Source organism: Streptomyces sp. bgisy027, from assembly GCF_057710365.1.
In genome coordinates this window covers 209,469-228,540 of sequence record NZ_JBYIVZ010000007.1, presented here as the reverse complement: position 1 = coordinate 228,540, position 19,072 = coordinate 209,469, and the positions used below count along the sequence as shown (strand labels likewise).

Genomic DNA, 19,072 nt, shown 5'->3' with positions numbered 1-19,072 from the left:
CAGGTCAGACCAGGGGGATCGTCACCTCGTCCTCCACCGGCGGGTCCAGCTCCTGCGCGCGGCTGCCGGTGGCGGCGTAGCAGCGCAGCCGCACGGTCTCCGGGGTGACGTCCAGGCGAAGGAACTGTTTGAAGAACGGCGGGCTGTACGTCGCCGAGCCGGGCGAGAACAGCGACGTGTAGATCTTGCGCACCGGGAGGCGGAAGCGTGCCGCACGGTCGGGGCGGCGGCCGGCGCCGAGCAGCCCGGCCACCAGGCGGGTGCGCCAGGTGATGCGGGCCGTCTTCTGCTGGGCACGGGTGAGCGGAATCTGCAGGCGCTCGGCGACCACGGCCGACGCCTCGGCCTCGGTGAGGGTGAAGAAGCGGCGCAGGCGCAGCCGGCGGCCGTACAGCTTGCTGTAGAACGCCAGGGAGTCGCCGCGCAGCGGATAACAGCGGAAGTCCTTCTCGGTGACGTTCGCGATGTCGACCCGCGGAATGGTGTGCGTGGCGTGCATGAACGCGCCGCCGCCGCCCGCGACCACGTACTGGATCGTGCGGCCGTCCACCTGCACCGGGTAGCGCTGGTAGTTGTGGATGTCGCCGCCTATCGCCGCGACATAGCGGTGTGCCGGGTCGCGGACGATGTCGTCGACGGTGCCGCCGCCCTCGATCGCGCAGGGATGGTGTGCGCCGTCCACGTACAGGGGCGAGCCCGTGATCAGGATCTTCGGGCGGGGGCCCTGCGACACCTCGCGCAGCCACGCGCCCTGTTCGGCGTCGAGCGTGCCGAGCAGCCCGGTGTCGATGCCGATGATCCGCACCGGCCCGGCGTCGATCGCCCAGTACGGCCCCGGCTGCGCCGCCCGCTGTGCGGCAGCAGACCTCAACCGCCGTGCCTCGTCGAGCCGTTGGCTGTCACCCTTGCGCGACTTGTGCCACAGCAGCTTGCGCAGCCAGGCCTTGCTGAGCACGCGCGGCGCGGGTTCCGGGGCGAGGGGCGGGGCGTCGCCGCAGAAGACGCGCATGAAGGCGCCGAGGTCCTCGTACCAGTCGTGGTTGCCCGGTATCGCGTATATGGGAGCCTGGTAGTCCCGGTAGGGCCGGAAGAACTTGGTGTCGTAGTCGTCGGCGCTGCCGACCGGGTAGATCACATCACTGGCGAGGATCGCGAACCGGGTGTCCTGACCCGTCTTCAAGAAGCCCGGCACGACGGCGTATTGGGGGTCGTCGCCCTCGCCGGTGTCGCCGATGACGAGGAACGAGAACCGGTCGGGGTCGTCGCGCCGGATCACCTTGTCGGCGGGCACGCCCGCGGCCGCCCGCTGGGCCACCCAGCGGCTGCGGGTACGGCCCGTGGGATCCCCGAACCAGGACGCCAGCACACCGTTGCGGGCGGCCCAGAGCATTCTGGGGTCGAGCCAGGAGATCTTCTCGACCTCGGTCGGCATCAGCCGCTTGTACGTGCCGAGTTCGGTGGCGTCCCAGCCGGCGCCTTCGGGGGTATCGCGAGAGGAGTCAGACACCGGTGCACCGTAACAATGATCCAGAGACTGCCGAGAGGGGGAGCGGGGATGCGGCGCGCCGGCAGGCCGCCGCACCGCCCGGTCACCGTCGGCGGGCGTAACTCGCCCGCCTGGAACGGGAAGTCCACCTGGGCGCCTTCACCGCGGGCCCGTGGTCCGGCCGTCGAGCCGCTCCGGTCCGCCGGGCCGTTTCCTCGGAGGCCCCCGCGCTGCTGTCGCCCAGGACCAGGAGCGGGTCGAACATCACGACCACTCCGGCCAGGACGAGGAACACGGTCGGGCCCAGCAGCATGGGAAGCAGCAGCGAGGTGGGCGAGTCACCGGCCCACGAGGCGCCGGTCGTGCCGTGCAGATGGACACTGACGGCCGCCATGCCCGTGTAGTGCATCCCGGAGACCGCCACGCCCATGACGAGGCTGGCCCCGAGGCTGGGGAGGAAGCCGCGGATCGTGACCGCCGCCCACAGCGCGGCGGTCGCGGCGAGGATCGCGATCAGGACCGACAGCGCCACGGTCGACGCGTCGTACTCGAGGTCGGCGTCGAGGCGAAGCGCCGCCATGCCCAGATAGTGCATGGCCGCCACCCCGAGCCCCGTGACGACGCCCGCGCCGCTCAGCGCGGCCCGCCCGGCGCCCAGATAGCCGACGACGAACACGCCGATGCCGACCACGACGATCGCCACGACGAGACTGAGGACGGTGAGTGCCGTGTCGTAGCGGATCCGGGTCTCCTCGACCTGGAAGCCGATCATGGCGATGAAGTGCATCGTCCAGATGCCGGAGCCGATCGCCGCGGCGCCGAGCGCCAGCCAGCCCGGCTTCCACGACTGTCCGCCCACCAGGGACCGCACGATGCAGCGCAGCCCCAACGCGCCTCCCAGGCAAGCCATCAGATAGGCCGCCACCGGGGTCACCGCACCGTAGCGGAACCCGTCAACCGTGCCTTCCATGAAGCCAACTCCCCCCAGAGCCATGGCCAGTTGTGGAGCACAAGGTGTACGGGGCAAGTGAGCGTGAAATCAAGCCTTTACCGCCGGTAGCCGTTGAACTCTGCATCAACATAGGTCGACTCCGGTCACGGAGGGGCCGGATTCGGCCAAACGGTGGCCGGGCACGGCTCGGCCTTCCTGAGCCACGAGGGGTGTCGGTCCTGCGGATGTGGCACAGACGGAGTGGAGAGCGGCGGCGGCAGGAGTCGGCGGGAAGGGCCGGACATGGAGGAGCTCGCGATCATCGAGGCACCGTCCGTGCCGGGCCTGCGGCCGTCCGGCGTCCAGGACCTGCCGACGGCCCTGCTGGAGGCTGGGCTGCTCACCGGTCTGCCGGCGGTGCGGGCCGGCCGTGTCGAGCCACCGCCGTACGACCCGGCGCGCGACGCCGACACCGGGGTCGTCAACCCCCACGGCACCGCGGAGTGCTCCGGCCGGCCGACGCCGTCGGTGGCGTCCTCGACGGCGGCCGCTTCCCGGTCGTCCGCGGCGGCGACTGCACCGTCCTGCTCGGCAACCTCCTCGCCCTGCGCCGCCGCGGACGCCCCGGACTGCTGTTCCTCGACGGGCACACCGACTTCTGCCGTCCCTCGGCGGTGCCCAACGGCGAGGCGGCCTCGGAGATCGAGGTCGCCGGACCCCGTGAATTTGCCGAACCGGCAACGAACCGCGTGACGTCTCTCCCGGCCGACGCAGGATGGCAGGGCCATACGCGCCGCTCATGCGCAGTCCGGGAGGAACCATGCCGCAGCCCGCCCACGCGACGTCGACGGACGTCACGCACCGTCTGGTCCCCGCTCCCGCCGGGAGGATCCACCTCGTGGAACAGGGGACCGGGCCGCTGGTGCTCCTCGTGCACGGCTTCCCGGAGTGCTGGTACTCCTGGCGCCACCAACTGCCGGCACTCGCGGCGGCCGGATACCGCGCGGTCGCCGTCGACGTACGCGGCTACGGCCGCTCCTCCCGGCCCGAGGCGGTGGACTCGTACCGGATGCTGGAGCTGGTCGAGGACAACGTCGCCGTCGTGGAAGCCCTCGGCGAGCGCGACGCCGTCGTCGTGGGGCACGACTGGGGTGCGACGATCGCCGCCACCTCCGCGCTGCTGCGCCCCGATGTGTTCCGCGCCGTCGGGCTGCTGAGCGTGCCCTACACCCCGCCCGGCGGCCCGAAGCCGAGCGAGGTGTTCGCGGGGATGGGCGGCCCGGAGGAGTTCTACGTCTCCTACTTCCAGCGGCCCGGCAGGGCCGAGGCCGAGATCGAGCCCGACGTCCGCGGCTGGCTCGCCGGCTTCTACGCCGCCCTGTCCGCCGACACCATGCCGGGCCCCGGCGCCCCCGACCCGCACTTCGTCACGCCGGGCGGCACACTGCGCGAGAGCTTCCCCGCCGACCGTCTGCCGGCCTGGCTCGACGAGTCCGACCTGGACGTGTACGCCGGGGAGTTCGAACGCACCGGTCTGACCGGAGCCCTGAACCGCTACCGGAACATGGACCGGGACTGGTCGGACCTCGCCGGCCACGGCGGCGCCCCCGTCACCCAGCCCTCGCTGTTCCTCGGCGGCGCGCTGGACCCCTCGACCACCTGGCTCGCCGACGCGATCGCGGCCTACCCGACCACCCTGCCCGGCCTCCGTTCCTCGCACGTCCTCGACGGCTGCGGCCACTGGATCCAGCAGGAACGCCCGCAGGAGACCAACCGGCTCCTGACCGAGTGGCTCGACTCCCTCCAGCCCGCGGAACCCTTCACGCCCCCGCGGGCACCGGCCGCCTGATCAGATACGCGGCGGAGGAGGTGACCAGGACCGTCATACAGGCGATGAACACCAGACCCGCCCCCTGCAGACCCATCGGGCCGGTCAGCACCCCCACGCCGATGACCGGGAGCGAGATCCCGCCGTACGCCACCACGAACAGCGTCGAGATGACGGCCGCACGCCGGTCCGCCGGGGACGCCTCGGCCACCGCCGACAGAGCCGCCCGGAACGCGAGCCCCTGACCGACGCCGCCGACGATCGCGCTCGCCACCACCAGCGCCAGCAGGTCCCACCACAGCGCTCCCGCCAGCAGCGCCAGCCCGACCAGCAGCAGCCCGCAGCCCAGCGGCAGCGACCGGCTCACGCCCACCCGGCCGACGGCCAGTTGCCCGGCGGTCGACGCGAAGAACGCCATCGCCACCACGAGCCCGCTCACGGCGTGGTTGCGTTCGTCCAGGGACTGCGCGAGGAAGGCCGGACTGACCGAGGTGAACACGCCGAACAGCGCGAAACCCGCGAACGAGGCGGTCGCCGCGGGCCCGAACACCGGCCGCACCTGCGCGGGCAGACTCGGCTTCTGCGGCCGCACGGTCCCGAGCGGCCGCCGCTCCCGGACGGTCTCCGGCAGCCACAGCACGACCGCCGCCGAGCAGGCCACCAGGGCGAGGTGCACGGCGAACGGCAGATACAGCGGCCAGGGGGCGTACTGCGCCAGCACCCCCGCCAGGAGCGGGCCGCAGCCCAGCCCGCCCATGTTGGCCGCGGTCGCGACCAGCGTGGCGCGGGCGGCGCCGTCGCGCGGGGCCAGCTCCATGACGTAGGCCGTGGCGGCCCCGGTGAGCAGACCGGCCGACAGGCCCGACAGCAGCCGCCCCGCGTACAGCCAGCCAAGTGAGGTGGCCAGCAGGAAGCAGACGGCGCTCAGGGCCGCGCAGCCCAGTGCCGCGAGGATCACCGGACGCCGGCCCACGGCGTCCGAGGCGTTGCCCGCGAGCAGCAGCACACCGATGACCGCGAAGGCGTACACGGCGTACACGACGGTGACCGTCAGCTCGGAGAACCCGAACTTGTCCTGGTAGTGGCCGTACAGGGGAGTCGGCAGCGTGGTCCCCGCCATGCCCACCGCGAACACCGCCCCGCCGAGCAGACACGCCCGCCACGCCCGTCGCACACCGAGGCCCGTGCCCCGGACACCGTCCTGGACCGGCATCGTCAGACGTCGTACTCGTCGGGCAGCCGCATACCGGGCCCGCCGGGCTGCGGACCCAGCGGCCGCGCACGGCCCTTCGGCTCCTCCCACGTCTCCTGGCGGCCGAGCGCGGTGAGATCGAGGCACGGGCAGCGGTTGTGGCACTCCTCGATGCCCCGGCCGAAGGCGGAGCAGGTGTGGAAGACCTCGTCCTCGACGCGCGGGAAGACGCTGATCCCCGGACAGCCGCCGCGCAGGTGTTCGCGTGACACCACGTCGGGCAGGTTCGCCATCGAAGTCCTCCGGGTTCTCCCCACGGTTCCGGTCGTGCCGGGGGCGATGCGGCCATTGGTCCAGCTTGCGGCCGCCGCACCGGTGCCGCACGTGTTCACCCCGCCGTTCAGGGGGATTCGGCGGGGGCGTCCGCGTCGAGGGCGGCCGAGCGCAGAGCGGCCGACACCCGGGTGACCGGCTCGGTCGGCGGCTGGGGGAGGCGGGCCAGGACCAGGCGCCGCTGCTCCTGAGGCCCGCCCCGGACGGACAGGACGCGGACGCCGGGCGGCGCGGCGGAGGCGAGGACGGCGGGCACGGTCGTCAGCCCGCAGCCGGCGGCCACGAGTTGCAGCTTGGCCAGCCAGTCACGGGCCGTGTGGGCGATCTCCGGACGCTCGTCCAGACCCGGCCACACCCCCATCGGACGGTCCTCACCGGAGGTGGAACCGGCGATCCAGCGCTGCCCGCGCAGGTCGGCCACGTCGACGAAGTCACCGCGCGCGAGCGGGTGCGCTGCGGGCACCGCCAGCCGCAGGGGGCGTTCGCTGAGTGTCCGCAGCGCGAGCGGGGGCGACTCAGAGTCCGGGGCGCGGAAGGGCGGTGCCGACCCGAGCAGCGCCAGATCGAGGCTGCCCGCGCGCAGTGCGCGCACCAGCGCCGGAGTGCCGCCCTCGCGGCCGACGACCTCCAGGCCGGGGTGGGTGCGGCGCAGAGCGGCCAGCGCCCTGGGCACCAGCACGGCGCCCGCACTGGGGAACCAGCCCAGTCGCACGGTCCCGGCCTGGTCGGGCAGCCCGGACAGTTCGCGGGCGGTCGCCTCGATCTCGTCGAGCACGACCGTCGCCCGGCGCATGACCACCCGGCCCGCCGCCGTGAGCCGCACGCCGTCGCGTCGTCGCTCCAGCAACTCGGCGCCCGCGGCCCGCTCGATCGCGGCGATCTGCCGGGACACCGCCGACTGGGTGTACCCCAGTGATCCGGCGGCCGCCGTGAAGGTCCCCTGCTCGGCCACCGCCCGGAACACCCGCAGAGCGGTCAGCGACACCTCGGTGAAGTCCATGACGTTCACGCATACCATGCGTGCTCAAGTTTCGTTGGACTCATGGACGCGGCGTTCCTAGCGTGGCAGGCATGAATGCTTCACGCATCGCTCTTGTCACCGGCGCCAACCAGGGCCTCGGCCGCGCGCTCGTCGAAGGGCTCGCGGCCCGCATGCGCCCGGACGACCTGGTCCTGCTCAGCGGCCGCAGCCCGGACCGCGTGACCGAGGCCGTCGACGAGGTCACCCGCCTGCCCGGCACGCGCGCCCGCGTCGAGAGCCGGGTCCTGGACGTCACCGACACCGACGCCGTCGCCCGCCTCGCCGAGGACCTCCGGGCCCGGCACGGCGGGGTCGACGTCGTCGTCTCCAACGCGGTCGCGCGCCTGCTGCCCGAGGAGTCACAGGCGCAGCGCGCCGACGAGTTCATCGACGTGTCCAACACCGCCACGCACGCCGTACTGCGCTCCTTCGGCCCGGTACTGCGTCCGGGCGGCCGGCTGATCGTCGTGGCCAGCACCCTGGGCACGCTCGGCCACCTCGACCCGCGGCTGCACCACCTGTTCGACGGCGCGAGCCTCGACCAGGTCGAGTACGCCGTCGAGTCCTGGCGCGGCGCCGTCCACCACGGCACCGCCACCGAGGCGGGTTGGCCGCTCTGGCTGAACGTGCCCTCGAAGGTCGCCCAGGTCGCCGCCGTCCGCGCGGTCGCCGCCGAGCGCCGCGACCACGACCTGGCCGACGGCACCCTGATCGCCGCCGTCTGCCCCGGCATGGTCGACACCGCCACCTCACGCCCGTGGTTCAGCGACTACAGCCACGCACAGTCCCCCTCCGACGCCGCCCGCCCGGTGCTCGACCTGATCCTCTCCGAGCCCGTCGACCCCTCCCTCTACGGCGAGTTGGTCCGTTTCGGCAAGGCCCTGAACTGGCACGACGGCACACCGCCGGTCGAGCAGGACCGCTTGCTGACGCCCTGAACGCCCGGGTCAGGCGAACGCCCGGCGCCCTCGGAAGGTCCGCTTCAGGAGCTCCAGCAGTGCCGCCCAGTGCCGCTCGTCCGCCTCGCGGTTGTACGCGGAGGTGTCGGACTGCGTGTACCCGTGCCCGGCACCCCGGTAGACCTCGCAGCGGTGCCGTACGCCGGCCTTGGTGAGTGCGTTCTCCAGGCGTTCGATCTGCTCGGTGGGCAGGGACGGATCCTGGTCGGCGTGGCCGAAGTACAGCTCGGCGGTGATGTGTTCGGCCACCAGGTGCGGGCTGTCCGGCGCCTCGGTCGCCAGGCGCCCGCCGTGGAAGCCGGCCGCGGCGGCGACCCGGTCCGGATAGGTGCCGGCCGTGAGGAGGGACAGCCGGGCGCCCATGCAGTAGCCGGTCAGCGCGACCGGGCCGTCGGCTGCCGCCGGGCAGTCGGCCAGCCAGCGCAGACAGGCGCCGGCGTCCCGCATGGCCGCCTCGGGCGTCAGCTGCTGCATGACCGGCATGATGCTCCGGAAGATCTCCGGCCGCGCCGCCGGATCGATGAACTCGGGCAGATCGAAGAGCGGAGCGCGCCCGGCACGGTAGAACACGTTCGGCACCAGCACCGTGTACCCGGCCTCGGCGAGCCGGTCCGCCATCCGCTCGAGCCGCGGCCGCAGACCGAAGGCGTCCATGTAGAGCAGGACCGCAGGACGGGGCTCGCCGTCGGCGGGGTGGGACAGATAGGCGTCGGCGATGCCGTCCTCGGTGGGGATGTCTACGGCGGTTCCCTGTACGGAGGTCATGGGGGGTTGCCTCTCTGCGCGGTCCGCGGCGAACGGGTCGCCGACCCGGTGGAGCCGGGCCGCGCACATGGTTTCATGCACCATCCAACGGCCCGATGCACCCCCTCCCGCTTGGGGACGGCGCTACTCGAACCGGGAGACGTCACCCGCTCCCACGCGCACGATCTCCGCCTCGCCTCCCGAGAAGTCGATCACCGTGGTCGGCTCGGTGCCGCACTCCCCGGAGTCGACGACCGCGTCCAGCACATGGTCGAGCCGGTCCTTGATCTCCCAGCCCTGGGTCATCGGCTCCTCCTCGTCCGGCAGCAGCAGCGTGCTGGACAGCAGCGGCTCCCCGAGCTCGCTGAGCAGCGCCTGCGTCACCACGTGGTCGGGGATGCGCACGCCCACCGTCTTCTTCTTCGGGTGCTGGAGCATGCGCGGCACCTCCCTCGTCGCGGGCAGGATGAACGTGTAGCTGCCGGGCGTGGACGCCTTGATCGCGCGGAACACGTCGTTGTCGATCCGCACGAACTGGCCGAGCTGTGCGAAGTCCTGGCACACGAGGGTGAAGTGGTGCCGGTCGTCCAGCCGGCGAATCGTGCGGATCCGGTCGATGCCGTCACGGCTGCCCAGCCGGCAGCCCAGCGCATAGCAGGAGTCCGTCGGATACGCGATGAGCGCACCCGATCGGACGCTGTCCGCGACCTGGGCGATGGTGCGCGGCTGAGGGTTGTCGGGGTGCACATCGAAGTACTTCGCCATTCACCGAGCCTATGCCCTGCACGCCCCGCAGCCGCGCAGACCGCTACCGCCACGTCCGGGGCATGCGGCTGTACCGGGACGGCAATTCCGTCCGGACGTTCGATTCGACCGTCCGGGCACCCCCACGTTCACGGATGTGTGAGGTAACGTCCCCGACCGGTACGTCGTGGATGAAGTGCAGGACGAGGTGAAGGCCGAGTGGCTGGCGGAGAGGACGGGAACCGTCGGGCGGGGACGGGGAGCGCCGACGGGTCGGCGTGGGCGCAGGAGTTGCTGGAGCATCTGCGGCCCCATGGACGGGACGTCCGCCGGGTCGTGACCTGGCTCGCCGACGCCGTGCAGGGCATCGCCTCGCTCCAGGACGACACCGGCAGGCTCCTCGCGGGAACACGGCCGCCCCTGGACGAGGACCTCGTCGCGGCCGTCGCCGCCGGCCGGATCGCCTCCGCCGCCTGGGAGGGGCAGGGCCGTCATCTGCGGCTGGTGAGGGTCGCGTACCCGAATCCCTCCGCGGCGGGCGTTCTCGCCGTGTCGCGGGAGACACCCTTCGACCGGCGCACCTCCGACATCGTCACGCACACGGTCCAGGTCATCGAACTCCTCCTGCAGGCGGACGGGACCACCGCCGCCGGACTCCGGCTGGAGCGGGCCACGTCCGATCTGCGGCTGGCGATCCTGCAACTGCTGATGGTCGAGGACACCGTCTCCGCGCGCCGTGTCGCCGCGGGGCTGTGGCCCGGCCTGCTCGACACCGACACCGCCTGCGTCCACGTCGTCGAAGGCACCGTCGAGGAGCGCGACCTGGTCGCCGAGGAGTGCATCGACGTGACGGGCGAGCGGGCGCTCGTCGTGCTCTGCCCGGCGGTGGACGAGCACGTGATCGTCGTGACGCCCGGCGAGTCGGAGGCCCGCGACCTGCGGTCACTGATCGGCGAACGCCCCCGCACCTTCATCGGCGGCAGCGCCCGGCAGAGCCTGGCCCGGACCGCCACCGCGTACGGGCAGGCCGTCAGCGCCCTCGCCGTGGCCCACTTCCGCCCCGGCAAGGCGGCCGTCTACGCCGAACGCACCCACCCCGAGCGCCTCATCGACCCGGTGGCCCTGCGCGAATGGACCGACCGGCTGCTGCGCCCGCTCGACACCCTGCCCCACCACACCCGCGCCGAACTGCTCGCCACCACCCGGCTGGGCCTGGAGTTCACCGCCGTCAGCGCCGCCAAGGTCCTCGGCGTCAGCCGGAACACCGTGCGCGCGCGCATGGAACGCGTGGAAACCCTGCTGCGCACGGACTTCGGCAACCTCACCGCCCGAGCCGTCGTCCACCTCGCGCTCAACATCCAGGTCAGCCTGGCGGACACACCGGTCGGCACGGACAGCTCGGACGGCACCCCCGTCTCGCTGCGCGACCTGCTGTCCGGGCCCGCCATGCGCACCTGGGCCCAGGACCTGCTCGCCCACCTCGACCAGGACACCCGGGACCTGCGTCGCACCCTGCGGACCTGGATCGCCGAGGGCGCCAACGCCGAACGGACGGCGCAGACCCTCGGCGTCCACGCGCAGACCGTCCGCGAGCACGTCCGCAGCGCGGAACCCGTCCTCGAACGCCAACTGCTGGCCGGCGGCAGCGACCTGTACGAGGTCGTCCTCGCCCATCTCGCGCTGGACGACCTCGATCAGCCCGCTCTCCACGGGGTGAAAACGGGCCTTCCGGACTCACTTGTGCACGGGTGAGTGCCGTGGGCTCCGCAGTGGGCACCGACGCGATACCCAATGTCGCCGTCGCAGACGTAAGTTCGACTCTCCGCGGGGACACGACCGGAACGGGGGACCGGTCGCGTCCCCGCGTCCTGCATCGGTCATCCGCGCAGCAGCACCGGGATCTCCTGCCAGCCGAACGCGATGAACGACGGCACCTGACGCAGCTCCTCCTCGCGCACGGCCAGCCGCAGGTCGGGGAAGCGCTCGAAGAGGGCGGGCAGCGCCGTCAGGGCCTCGACGCGGGCCAGTGGCGCCCCGATGCACCGGTGCACGCCGATCCCGAACGCCAGATGGTCGTCGGCCCCGCGCAAGGCGTCGAAGGAGTCCGCGTCCGGGCCGTAGTGCGCGGGATCGACCCCCGCGGCCGCGTACGTCGTGATGATGGCGTCCCCGGCCGCGACGGTCACGTCCCCGACCTCGATGTCGCTGACGGCGAACCGCAGCGGCAGCGACGCGATCGACGGATGCACCCGCAGCGTCTCGTCGATCACCGCGTCCCAGCCGATCTTCCCGGACCGCACGTCGGCCAGTTGCCCGGGATGGGTCAGCAGGGCCACGACCGCGTTGCCGATGAGATTGACCGTCGTCTCGAACCCGGCGCCGATCACCAGCAGCAGCGTGTACAGCAGCTCCTCGTCGCTGAGCCGGTCGCCGTCCTCGTCGCGCACCCGGATCAGCTCGGTCGTCAGATCGTCCCCGGGGTGCTCGCTGCGGTGGGCGATGAGCGCGGGCAGCACCGTGCCGATCTGCTCCTGCACGAACGCGGCGTGCTCCGGACTCGGGTCGGAGGTGTCCATGATCGCCGCGATGAGCGTCCCGGTCGCCTCCTGCAACTCGTCCGGGACACCGAACAGTTCGCAGATCATCCGCATCGGCAGGGGATGGGCGAACGCGGCCTTGAGATCGGCCTCCGCGTCACCCTTGTCGAGCGCGTCGAGCAGTTCCCCGGTGATCGCCTCCACGCGCGGACGCATCACCTCCGTGCGCCGCTGGGTGAAGCTCGGCGCGACCAGCTTGCGCAGCCGCGCGTGGTCGGTGCCGTACGTCGAGAGCATGTTGACCACGCCGACCCAGCCCAGGATCCAGCCCCAGGAGGGATGTTCGGCGATCTCCGGCCACAGCCGCCAGTGCTGCCGGGGATCCTTGCTGACCCGTGGGTCGAGGATGAGTTCCTTGAGCGTGTCGTAGTCCGTGGGCGCCCACGCGGGGATGCCGCCCGGCAGTTCCACCGGCACGATCGGGCCGAGGGCGCGCAGCCGGGCGCTCTCGCCGGGGATGTCGGCGCCGAACGGGTCGAGGGCGAAGCGGTCGGTGCGGTCGGACACGGTCACGACGGAACTCCTGGCTGGTCGGGGGAGCGGGGGCTGAACCGGACGGGCAACGAGGTCAGCGAACGATGGAACGGGCCGGGCCGCCAGGTCAGTCGCTCCCGGGGCACCACGGGCTCCATGTCGGGCAGCCACTGGGTGAGCCGCTCGATCGCCTCAGTGGCGATGAGCAGCGTGTGCTGCCGCACCGGGCACGCGTGCGGACCCGCCGACCACGACAGATGCGAGGCGTCCCGGGGATGGCGGTCGGTGGTGACCTCCCGCTCGGCGAAGTGCGCGAGCGCGCCGTAGGAGACGACGACCGGCACCGCGGCCCTGATCCAGGTGCCGTGGAAGGACACCGAGCCACGTGCGTAGTGGATGCCGTAGTTGGCGAGCGGGGTCTCGTGGTGCAACACCTCCACCACCGCGTCCGTCACCGGACGGGCCCCGCTGGTGAGGGTGGAGTAGTACTGCGCGTTGCCGAGGATGCGGGACAGCGCGTTCGACACCAGGTTGGCCGTCGGCTCGTGCCCGGCGCCCAGGGTCAGGAAGACCTGCCAGGTGACCTCCTCCGGGGTGAGCCCGGCGGGGTGGTCGAGCAGGCGGCTCGGCAGGTCGTCGCCCCGTTGTTCGGACTTGGCAGCGATCAGCTCCAGGACATAGCCGCCGAACTCCGCCTCGCCCTCGGCCGATTCGGCGCCGCCCTCCATCATCTTGCCCAACGCACCGTCGAGCCGGTCGCTCTGGCTGTCCGGCAGTCCGAAGAGGCTGTTGAACACCAGCGCCATCAGCGGCCGGGCGAACTCGCCCACCAGATCGGCCTCGCCCCTCGGCCCGAACCGGGCGACCAGCACCCGCACCGCCCGGTGCACCCGGGCCCGCAGATCGTGCGGCTCGATCCGGTCGAAGGTGTCGATCAGCGAGGTGCGGTAACGGACATGGGCCGCCCCGTCGGCGAACAGGGTGTTGGGCCGCCAGCGCATCATCCCGAGCACGGGCGAGTCGTCGGCGACCGTGGCCTCCCACGGCCGCGGGTCGTGCGAGAACGTCTCCGTGTCGTGCAGCAGATCCAGCGCCGCCCGCCGGTCGGTGACGACGTACGCCGGCACGCCCGGCGCCAACTCCGCCCAGCCGACCGGGCCCTGGGCGCGCAGGGCGTCGTAGTAGGGATACGGATCGAGTGCGAAGCCGTCCTCCCACAGCCGCACGGGCGCCGAGCGGGCGAAGGTCTGCCGGTCGGGGGAGTGGGTGGTCATCCGGTCACCGGTCCTCAGGGGCGTTGCGTTCGATCAGGTGCTGGACCAGTGCGAGCAGCGCGTCGACGGACGAGCCGGCGTCACGCGCGTCGCACGTCACCATCGGCGTGCCCGCCGCCAGGTCCAGGGCGGCGCGCAGCTGTTCCTCGGTGTGGTGGCGGGGCGCGTCCGGGAAGACGTTGAAGGCGACCGCGTACGGCAGCCCCGACTCCTCCACCAGCCCCAGCACGTCGAACGACGCGTCGATACGGCGGCTGTCGACCAGGACGAGCGCCCCCAGCGCGCCGTAGGCGATGTCGTCCCACAGTGCCCGGAACCGCTCCTGCCCGGGCGTGCCGAACAGATACAGCACGACCCCGCCCGGCAGGCTGATCCGGCCGAAGTCGACGGCGACCGTGGTCGTCGCCTTGTCCCGCACGCCGGCCAGATCGTCCAGCGGCGCGGACGCCTCGCTGATCGGTTCCTCGGTGTGCAGCGGCCGGATCTCGGAGACGGAACCGATCAGGGTCGTCTTGCCCACGCCGAACGGGCCGGCGACCAGGATCTTGACCAGGTCACGGGCGGTGTCGGGCAGGTGGACGTCCCCGGAGTCGCGGGGGGCGTCACCGGTGCGGCTAGGTGTGCTTGAGGGCGCGAAGGCCATCGGCCACTCTTTTCAGCAGGTCGGGGTCGAAGCGCTCGGCGGGCGGGATCGGCGCGCGGGACGACGCCAGTTCCCGGTCGATGAGCTCGCCCGCGAGAACGCGTACGGCGGACACGGGCAGCCGCAGCAGCGCAGCCGCCTCCACCACCGTGAGCGAACCGTCGTCCAGGGCGTCCAGCAGGGCGAGTTGCGCCGCGGGCAGACCGGCGGGCGCGGCCGTGCGGGTGCTGCTGAGCACCGACAGCCGCTCCAGATGGGGGCGGCTCGGCCGGGCCACGCCGCCGGTCGACAGATACGCGGGAACCAGGGGGCGGCCGCCACGGCGGCCGGTCATGCCGACGCGCCGCCGTCGGCACTTCGGGTCGCGGCGGCCATCGCCTTCTCGCCCAGTCGCGCCACCTGCGAGTGGACCCGGTGCGCGAGCATGTCCAGGCGCACCTCCCCGTCCCCGTACGCGGCGACACAGGAGCCGTGGTCCGTCGGCACGATCAGTACGTAGCCGTGGTCGGACTCGATCACGACCTGCCGCACCTCGGCCCGCTCCCGGTCGGCGAACGCGGCGGCCGCCGTACGGCACGCGCCCTGCACGGTGCTGGTGATCGCGGCCACCCGCTCGGCCGACGGCTGGCTGAGCGCGTCGGTGTAGCCGGTCACCAGGCCGTCCCGGGTGAGCAGCACGGCCGCCACCACGTGCGGCACCTCCAGGATCGGTTCGAGCACCCAGGCCGTGTCCCCCGCTTCGCGGCTGGTCATCGAGCCGTTCCCCCTTCGTGTTCGTGATCATGGTCGGTCCGGTCGGTCCGGTCGGTCCGGTCGGTGTCGCGCGCGACGGCTTTCGGTACGGCCGTCGCGGCGTCGTCGCCGGTGGGTTCAGCGGACGCCTTCCGCGCCGCCGCGGTGCCGGCCTGGAGCGCGCCCAGCGCGGCGGCGGCCTGCTCGGGACGGCGCTCGGCGGGTGCCGGCGCCGGCGCGTCGTCGGACGCAGGGGTCATACGGGTACTGCGGCGCCGGCGCTGCGGGAGACCGCCGGTCTCCCTGGGGCCGTGATGCCCGGAGACGGCGTCGGTGGCGTCGTCCGGCTCGGCGCCGTATCCGTGCGTGGTGCCGGAGGTGTCGGCGGAGGGTTGGCCGGCCGTGGCCGGGTAGGGGGTGGCGGGCTCGGGGCGGGAGTCACGGGCGGCATCGGCGGAGGGCGCACCGGACACCTCCTCCCGGGCGGCATCGGCGGAGGGCGCACCGGACACTTCCTCCCGGGCGGCATCGGCGCAGGGCGCACCGGACACCTCCTCCCGGGCGGTCGGCCGCGTGGAGCGCGGTGCGCTGGCCGCGGGTGGGCGCTCGTCGGAGTCGATGTCGCTGAGCAGGTGGCTGTCGACCCGCAGCACGGCCCGCACCCCGCCGTACGGCGACGGCGAGGACAGGTCGACGCTCAGGTCGAACTGCCGGGTCAGCTGCCCGATCGCGGCGAGCCCCATGCGCGGCGGATCGCCCAGCTCGGTGAGGAGGATCGGCTCGGAGCCGGCCACCAGCCGCTGTGCGCGGGCGCGTTCGTCCTGTGTCATGCCCAGGCCCGCGTCGTCCACGGTGACGCAGACGCCGTGATGGACATGCTCCAGGTTGACCACGACGTCGGTGTCCGGCGCGGAGTGCCGCAGAGCGTTGTCGAGGAGCTCGGCGACGATGATCGCGACCGGCTCCACCGCGTGGGACACGAGCCCGGTGCCCGCGGCGAGGTGGTTGTGGATGCGGATCCGGTGGTAGCCCGCGAGCCGGGCCTGGCCGCCGGTCACCGCCTCCACCAGATGCGACTCCTCGCGGGCGAGCCCGACCCAGGCCCCGCACACCACGGCGGCGACCTGCGCCCGCCGCAGCGACTGCTCGTTCTCGTGGTCGAGTTGGAACAGAGTCTGCGTCAACTCGGGGTCGTCGTAGTGCTGCTGAAGCCCGCGGAGCGCGTCCTGGAGCCGGTACAGGGCCGCCTGGATCTCGCGGGTCGCCCCGCGCATTCCGGCCTGGGCCGCGGCGTCGATCCGGGTGCGCTGGGCGACCAGTTCCACGCGTAGCCCGTTCAGCACGTGCTCCAGCGCTGGTCCCAGTGGCGATTGCGCGGTCTGCGGGTGCAGCGGGCCCGGAACGGGGACGTGGAGGTGCGTGAGCTGCTGGGCGGCGGCCGGGACGCGTCTGGTCGCCAGATGCTCGATCTCGGCGGTGAACGCCTCGACCGCACCGTCGAGTCGGCGCCGCAGTGCCTCGATCTCGGCACGCTGGCGCGCCTGTTGCCGCTGTGCGCGCAGCAGCCCGCCGCCCAGGGCGAGAGCGGACAGCATGCCGACGGCGAGACCGCCGGTTGCCAGGTCCGGTAGTTCGATCATCGAATGCGTTCCAGAGGTCGGTTCGGGGCAGTCGGGCAGGGCTGGGTCCGAGGGCCGTCGGGCGGGCCGCTCGCAGCACAGTACACACCGTCATCGACTGATCTCGCACGGTCGATGGGTACTTCGCTTCGAAAGTGAAGGGGCTCTGCTCACTTCTGCGCGGACTGTCTGAATTGCCGTACGGCAGGACCGAGTTGACGTCGATCAACGTGTTCGCGGGCGCAGGTCACGACGGCCGGGACGCTGAGGGTGCCGGGGCTCTCGTGGCATGAAGTCGTGAAACGCCCGGAAAGTGGACCCCCGCTGCGCCGACCCGCTTTGGACACGTAGGGTTTACATGTGTTCGACTTGCCGAACACGGCGAGTTGCTATGGTGCTACTCACCGGTAGCAAGCCGGGCGGGGGGATGTCAGGGGTCGGCACGTCGGTGTCGTGACCCCTCGGCGGGTCGTCAAGACGGAGGGTCGGCAAGGGGGCCGGACCGACCGCGACGTCCGCACCCTTCCCGCACCTGGCCCTCGAACTCCAGTTCGTCGCCCATCGATGCAGACAGGTGAGACTCGCAACATGGTTCGATCCCTGGTCGATCTGCTGTCCCAGCACGCCGCCCACCACCCCGACCGAACCGCCTACCGCTACCTCGCGACCGGCGATCACGACGGCGAGATCCAGGAGATCTCCTACGGCCGTCTCGCCGAGCGGTCCCGGGCCGTGGCCGCCTGGCTCCAGGAGCGCGGCCTGTCCGGCACCCGCGCGATGCTGCTGTACCCGCCCGGCCTCGAATTCATCTGCGGCTACCTCGGCTGCCTCTCCGCCGGAGTCGTCGCCGTGCCGGGCGTCCCGCCGCAGGGTCGTACGCAGAACCACCGTGCCCTGACCCGGATGAAGCGGCTCATCGCCGACGCCGACGCCAAGGTGATCCTCGGCGGGCGGGAAGTGATCACCGCGCTGTCCGGTCTTGCGGAGCACCTGCCCGAGCTGGCCGACATCACCTGCGTGGCCACCGAGGACATCCTCGACGAGGCCGCCGGCTCGTGGCGCGAGCCCGAACTCACCGCCGATTCCCTCGCGTTCCTCCAGTACACCTCGGGCTCCACCTCGGCCCCGCGCGGCGTGATGGTCACCCACGGGAACCTGCTGGACAACGAGCGGGTCATCACCGAGCGCATGGGCCACACGCCGGACGTCATCGCGGAGCACGGCCACGAGATGTTCGTCAGCTGGCTGCCGGTGTACCACGACATGGGCCTCATAGGCCCGGTCCTCAACACCGTGTACCTCGGAGTGACCGCCACCCTCTTCTCGCCGCTGCACTTCCTCCAGCGGCCCGAGCGATGGCTCACCGCGATCAGCCACTACCGCCCGCACACCAGCGGCGGCCCCAACTTCGCGTACGAACTCTGCCTCAAGCACGCCACGCCCGCGCTCCTCGACGGACTCGACCTCGGCAGCTGGAAGGTGGCCTTCAACGGCGCCGAACCGGTGCGGGCCGCCACCCTGCGGCGCTTCACCGACACCTTCGCGCCGGCCGGTTTCCGCCAAGAGTCCCTCTACCCCTGCTACGGCCTCGCCGAAGCCACCCTGATGGTCACCGGCAGCACGGTCCACACCCCGCCCACCCTGCTCCAGGCCCCCGAAACCGGCCCGCACGCCGGCCGGTCCGACGCCGCGGCCGTCAGCTGCGGCCGACCGGGGCCCGAGGTCACCGTCGTCATCGCCGACCCCGAACGGCACGAGGAACTGCCCGAGGGCCGCACCGGCGAGATCTGGGTGCGCAGCGCGAGCGTCGCCAAGGGCTACTGGCGCAACGCGCTCGCCACCCGCGAGACCTTCCGCGCCACCCTGGCCGGCCACGAGGGCCGCTTCCTGCGCACCGGCGATCTCGGATTCCTGCGCGACGGCGAGCTGTTCGTCACCGGCCGCCTCAAGGACCTCATCGTCATCGACGGTCGCAACCACTACCCGCAGGACCTGGAACTGACCGCCGAGATGGCCCACCCGGCCCTGCGCCCCGGCTGCACCGCGGCGTTCTCCGTCGACGGGACCGACGGCGGTGAATCGGGCGGCGGCGAACAGGCCGTCGTCATCGCCGAGATCGCCCCGGACTCGGCCGCGGAGGCGGAGAAGATCACCGACGTCGTCCGCAGCGGCATCGGCGAGGCCCACGGCCTGTCCGTCCGCGATGTCGTCCTGGTCCAGCCGGGCACCATCCCCAAGACCTCCAGCGGCAAGATCCAGCGCCGCGCCTCCCGGGCGGCCTACCTGGGTGGCACGCTCGCCGTGATCCCCGAGCCCGCGGTGACCTGAGACCCGCCGATCGCCGTGACCCGGCACCGGCCACCCACCCTGACCCGGCACCGACCGTCCGCCGTCGGCATCGGCCTGCTCACCGCGGGCCGACACCGCCGGCCCGCCGGCCGCACGCCGGCGCATCCGGCGTACGGCGACCCCGACGGTCGTGGCGACGCACGAGC

Annotated in this window: 18 protein-coding genes; 4 read left to right on the top strand and 14 right to left on the bottom strand. The window is 72.5% G+C overall.

From position 1 onward, the window contains the following. Positions 1–4 precede the first annotated feature (4 nt). The 3 genes from AC3ETA_RS10175 to AC3ETA_RS10165 all read right to left on the bottom strand — a co-directional run bounded on the left by AC3ETA_RS10175 (position 5) and on the right by AC3ETA_RS10165 (position 3,067). Complete coding sequence (locus AC3ETA_RS10175; RefSeq protein ID WP_432192486.1) at positions 5–1,507, bottom strand: metallophosphoesterase family protein; 1,503 nt, start codon at positions 1,505–1,507, stop codon at positions 5–7. An 82-nt stretch (positions 1,508–1,589) separates the two neighbouring features. Further along, a complete protein-coding gene (locus AC3ETA_RS10170) occupies positions 1,590–2,456 on the bottom strand; it encodes an MHYT domain-containing protein (protein WP_432192485.1) in 867 nt (288 codons plus the stop codon). A gap of 125 nt (positions 2,457–2,581) precedes the next feature. Further along, complete coding sequence (locus AC3ETA_RS10165) at positions 2,582–3,067, bottom strand: hypothetical protein (protein ID WP_432192484.1); 486 nt, start codon at positions 3,065–3,067, stop codon at positions 2,582–2,584. Between the two features lie 170 nt (positions 3,068–3,237). Between AC3ETA_RS10165 and AC3ETA_RS10160 the strand changes: the two genes are divergently transcribed. After that, positions 3,238–4,266 carry an alpha/beta fold hydrolase gene (locus AC3ETA_RS10160; protein ID WP_432192483.1) on the top strand — a complete coding sequence of 343 codons (1,029 nt, stop codon included), beginning with the start codon at positions 3,238–3,240 and terminating at the stop codon, positions 4,264–4,266. On the opposite strand, the gene AC3ETA_RS10155 is transcribed toward AC3ETA_RS10160, so the two are convergent. The 3 genes from AC3ETA_RS10155 to AC3ETA_RS10145 form a co-directional block, all read right to left on the bottom strand. Continuing rightward, positions 4,238–5,458: an MFS transporter gene (locus AC3ETA_RS10155; RefSeq protein ID WP_432192482.1), complete on the bottom strand. Its 1,221-nt coding sequence runs from the start codon at positions 5,456–5,458 to the stop codon at positions 4,238–4,240. The genes AC3ETA_RS10160 and AC3ETA_RS10155 overlap by 29 nt on opposite strands. Before the next feature lie 2 nt (positions 5,459–5,460). Beyond that, the gene (locus AC3ETA_RS10150; protein WP_432192481.1) at positions 5,461–5,730 is read right to left on the bottom strand and encodes a DUF899 family protein; all 270 of its coding nucleotides are present in this window, start codon (positions 5,728–5,730) and stop codon (positions 5,461–5,463) included. Positions 5,731–5,837: 107 nt separating this feature from the next. Then, on the bottom strand, positions 5,838–6,770 hold the full coding sequence (locus tag AC3ETA_RS10145) for a LysR family transcriptional regulator (protein ID WP_432192525.1): 933 nt from the start codon (positions 6,768–6,770) through the stop codon (positions 5,838–5,840). A gap of 71 nt (positions 6,771–6,841) precedes the next feature. On the opposite strand from AC3ETA_RS10145, the gene AC3ETA_RS10140 reads away from it, so the two are divergent. Next, entirely contained in the window at positions 6,842–7,729 is an 888-nt protein-coding gene (locus AC3ETA_RS10140; RefSeq protein ID WP_432192480.1) for an SDR family NAD(P)-dependent oxidoreductase, read from the top strand. 9 nt (positions 7,730–7,738) lie between these two features. Here AC3ETA_RS10140 and AC3ETA_RS10135 read toward each other — a convergent pair whose 3' ends face one another. Together AC3ETA_RS10135 and AC3ETA_RS10130 are read right to left on the bottom strand one after the other, a co-directional pair. After that, the gene (locus AC3ETA_RS10135; RefSeq protein ID WP_432192479.1) at positions 7,739–8,515 is read right to left on the bottom strand and encodes a dienelactone hydrolase family protein; all 777 of its coding nucleotides are present in this window, start codon (positions 8,513–8,515) and stop codon (positions 7,739–7,741) included. A gap of 123 nt (positions 8,516–8,638) precedes the next feature. Next, on the bottom strand, positions 8,639–9,259 hold the full coding sequence (locus tag AC3ETA_RS10130) for an L-threonylcarbamoyladenylate synthase (protein WP_030952087.1): 621 nt from the start codon (positions 9,257–9,259) through the stop codon (positions 8,639–8,641). Positions 9,260–9,457: 198 nt separating this feature from the next. Between AC3ETA_RS10130 and AC3ETA_RS10125 the strand changes: the two genes are divergently transcribed. Further along, positions 9,458–10,990 carry a helix-turn-helix domain-containing protein gene (locus tag AC3ETA_RS10125; protein ID WP_432192478.1) on the top strand — a complete coding sequence of 511 codons (1,533 nt, stop codon included), beginning with the start codon at positions 9,458–9,460 and terminating at the stop codon, positions 10,988–10,990. A gap of 125 nt (positions 10,991–11,115) precedes the next feature. On the opposite strand, the gene AC3ETA_RS10120 is transcribed toward AC3ETA_RS10125, so the two are convergent. From AC3ETA_RS10120 to AC3ETA_RS10095, 6 genes are read right to left on the bottom strand one after another with little or no spacing between them, the layout of a single operon-like run. Continuing rightward, complete coding sequence (locus AC3ETA_RS10120) at positions 11,116–12,348, bottom strand: cytochrome P450 family protein (RefSeq protein ID WP_432192477.1); 1,233 nt, start codon at positions 12,346–12,348, stop codon at positions 11,116–11,118. Beyond that, on the bottom strand, positions 12,345–13,583 hold the full coding sequence (locus AC3ETA_RS10115; RefSeq protein ID WP_432192476.1) for a cytochrome P450 family protein: 1,239 nt from the start codon (positions 13,581–13,583) through the stop codon (positions 12,345–12,347). Before AC3ETA_RS10115 ends, AC3ETA_RS10120 begins: the two co-directional genes overlap by 4 nt. Before the next feature lie 4 nt (positions 13,584–13,587). After that, on the bottom strand, positions 13,588–14,226 hold the full coding sequence (locus AC3ETA_RS10110; protein ID WP_432192475.1) for a GTP-binding protein: 639 nt from the start codon (positions 14,224–14,226) through the stop codon (positions 13,588–13,590). Next, complete coding sequence (locus AC3ETA_RS10105; protein WP_269638705.1) at positions 14,198–14,560, bottom strand: DUF742 domain-containing protein; 363 nt, start codon at positions 14,558–14,560, stop codon at positions 14,198–14,200. Before AC3ETA_RS10105 ends, AC3ETA_RS10110 begins: the two co-directional genes overlap by 29 nt. Then, on the bottom strand, positions 14,557–14,979 hold the full coding sequence (locus AC3ETA_RS10100) for a roadblock/LC7 domain-containing protein (protein ID WP_432192474.1): 423 nt from the start codon (positions 14,977–14,979) through the stop codon (positions 14,557–14,559). The genes AC3ETA_RS10105 and AC3ETA_RS10100 overlap by 4 nt, the downstream gene beginning before the upstream one ends. Continuing rightward, positions 14,976–16,598 (bottom strand): ATP-binding protein, encoded by a 1,623-nt coding sequence (locus tag AC3ETA_RS10095; RefSeq protein ID WP_432192473.1) that lies wholly within the window; start codon positions 16,596–16,598, stop codon positions 14,976–14,978. Before AC3ETA_RS10095 ends, AC3ETA_RS10100 begins: the two co-directional genes overlap by 4 nt. A 567-nt stretch (positions 16,599–17,165) precedes the next feature. On the opposite strand from AC3ETA_RS10095, the gene AC3ETA_RS10090 reads away from it, so the two are divergent. Beyond that, the gene (locus AC3ETA_RS10090; protein ID WP_432192472.1) at positions 17,166–18,905 is read left to right on the top strand and encodes a fatty acyl-AMP ligase; all 1,740 of its coding nucleotides are present in this window, start codon (positions 17,166–17,168) and stop codon (positions 18,903–18,905) included. Positions 18,906–19,072: the final 167 nt, after the last annotated feature.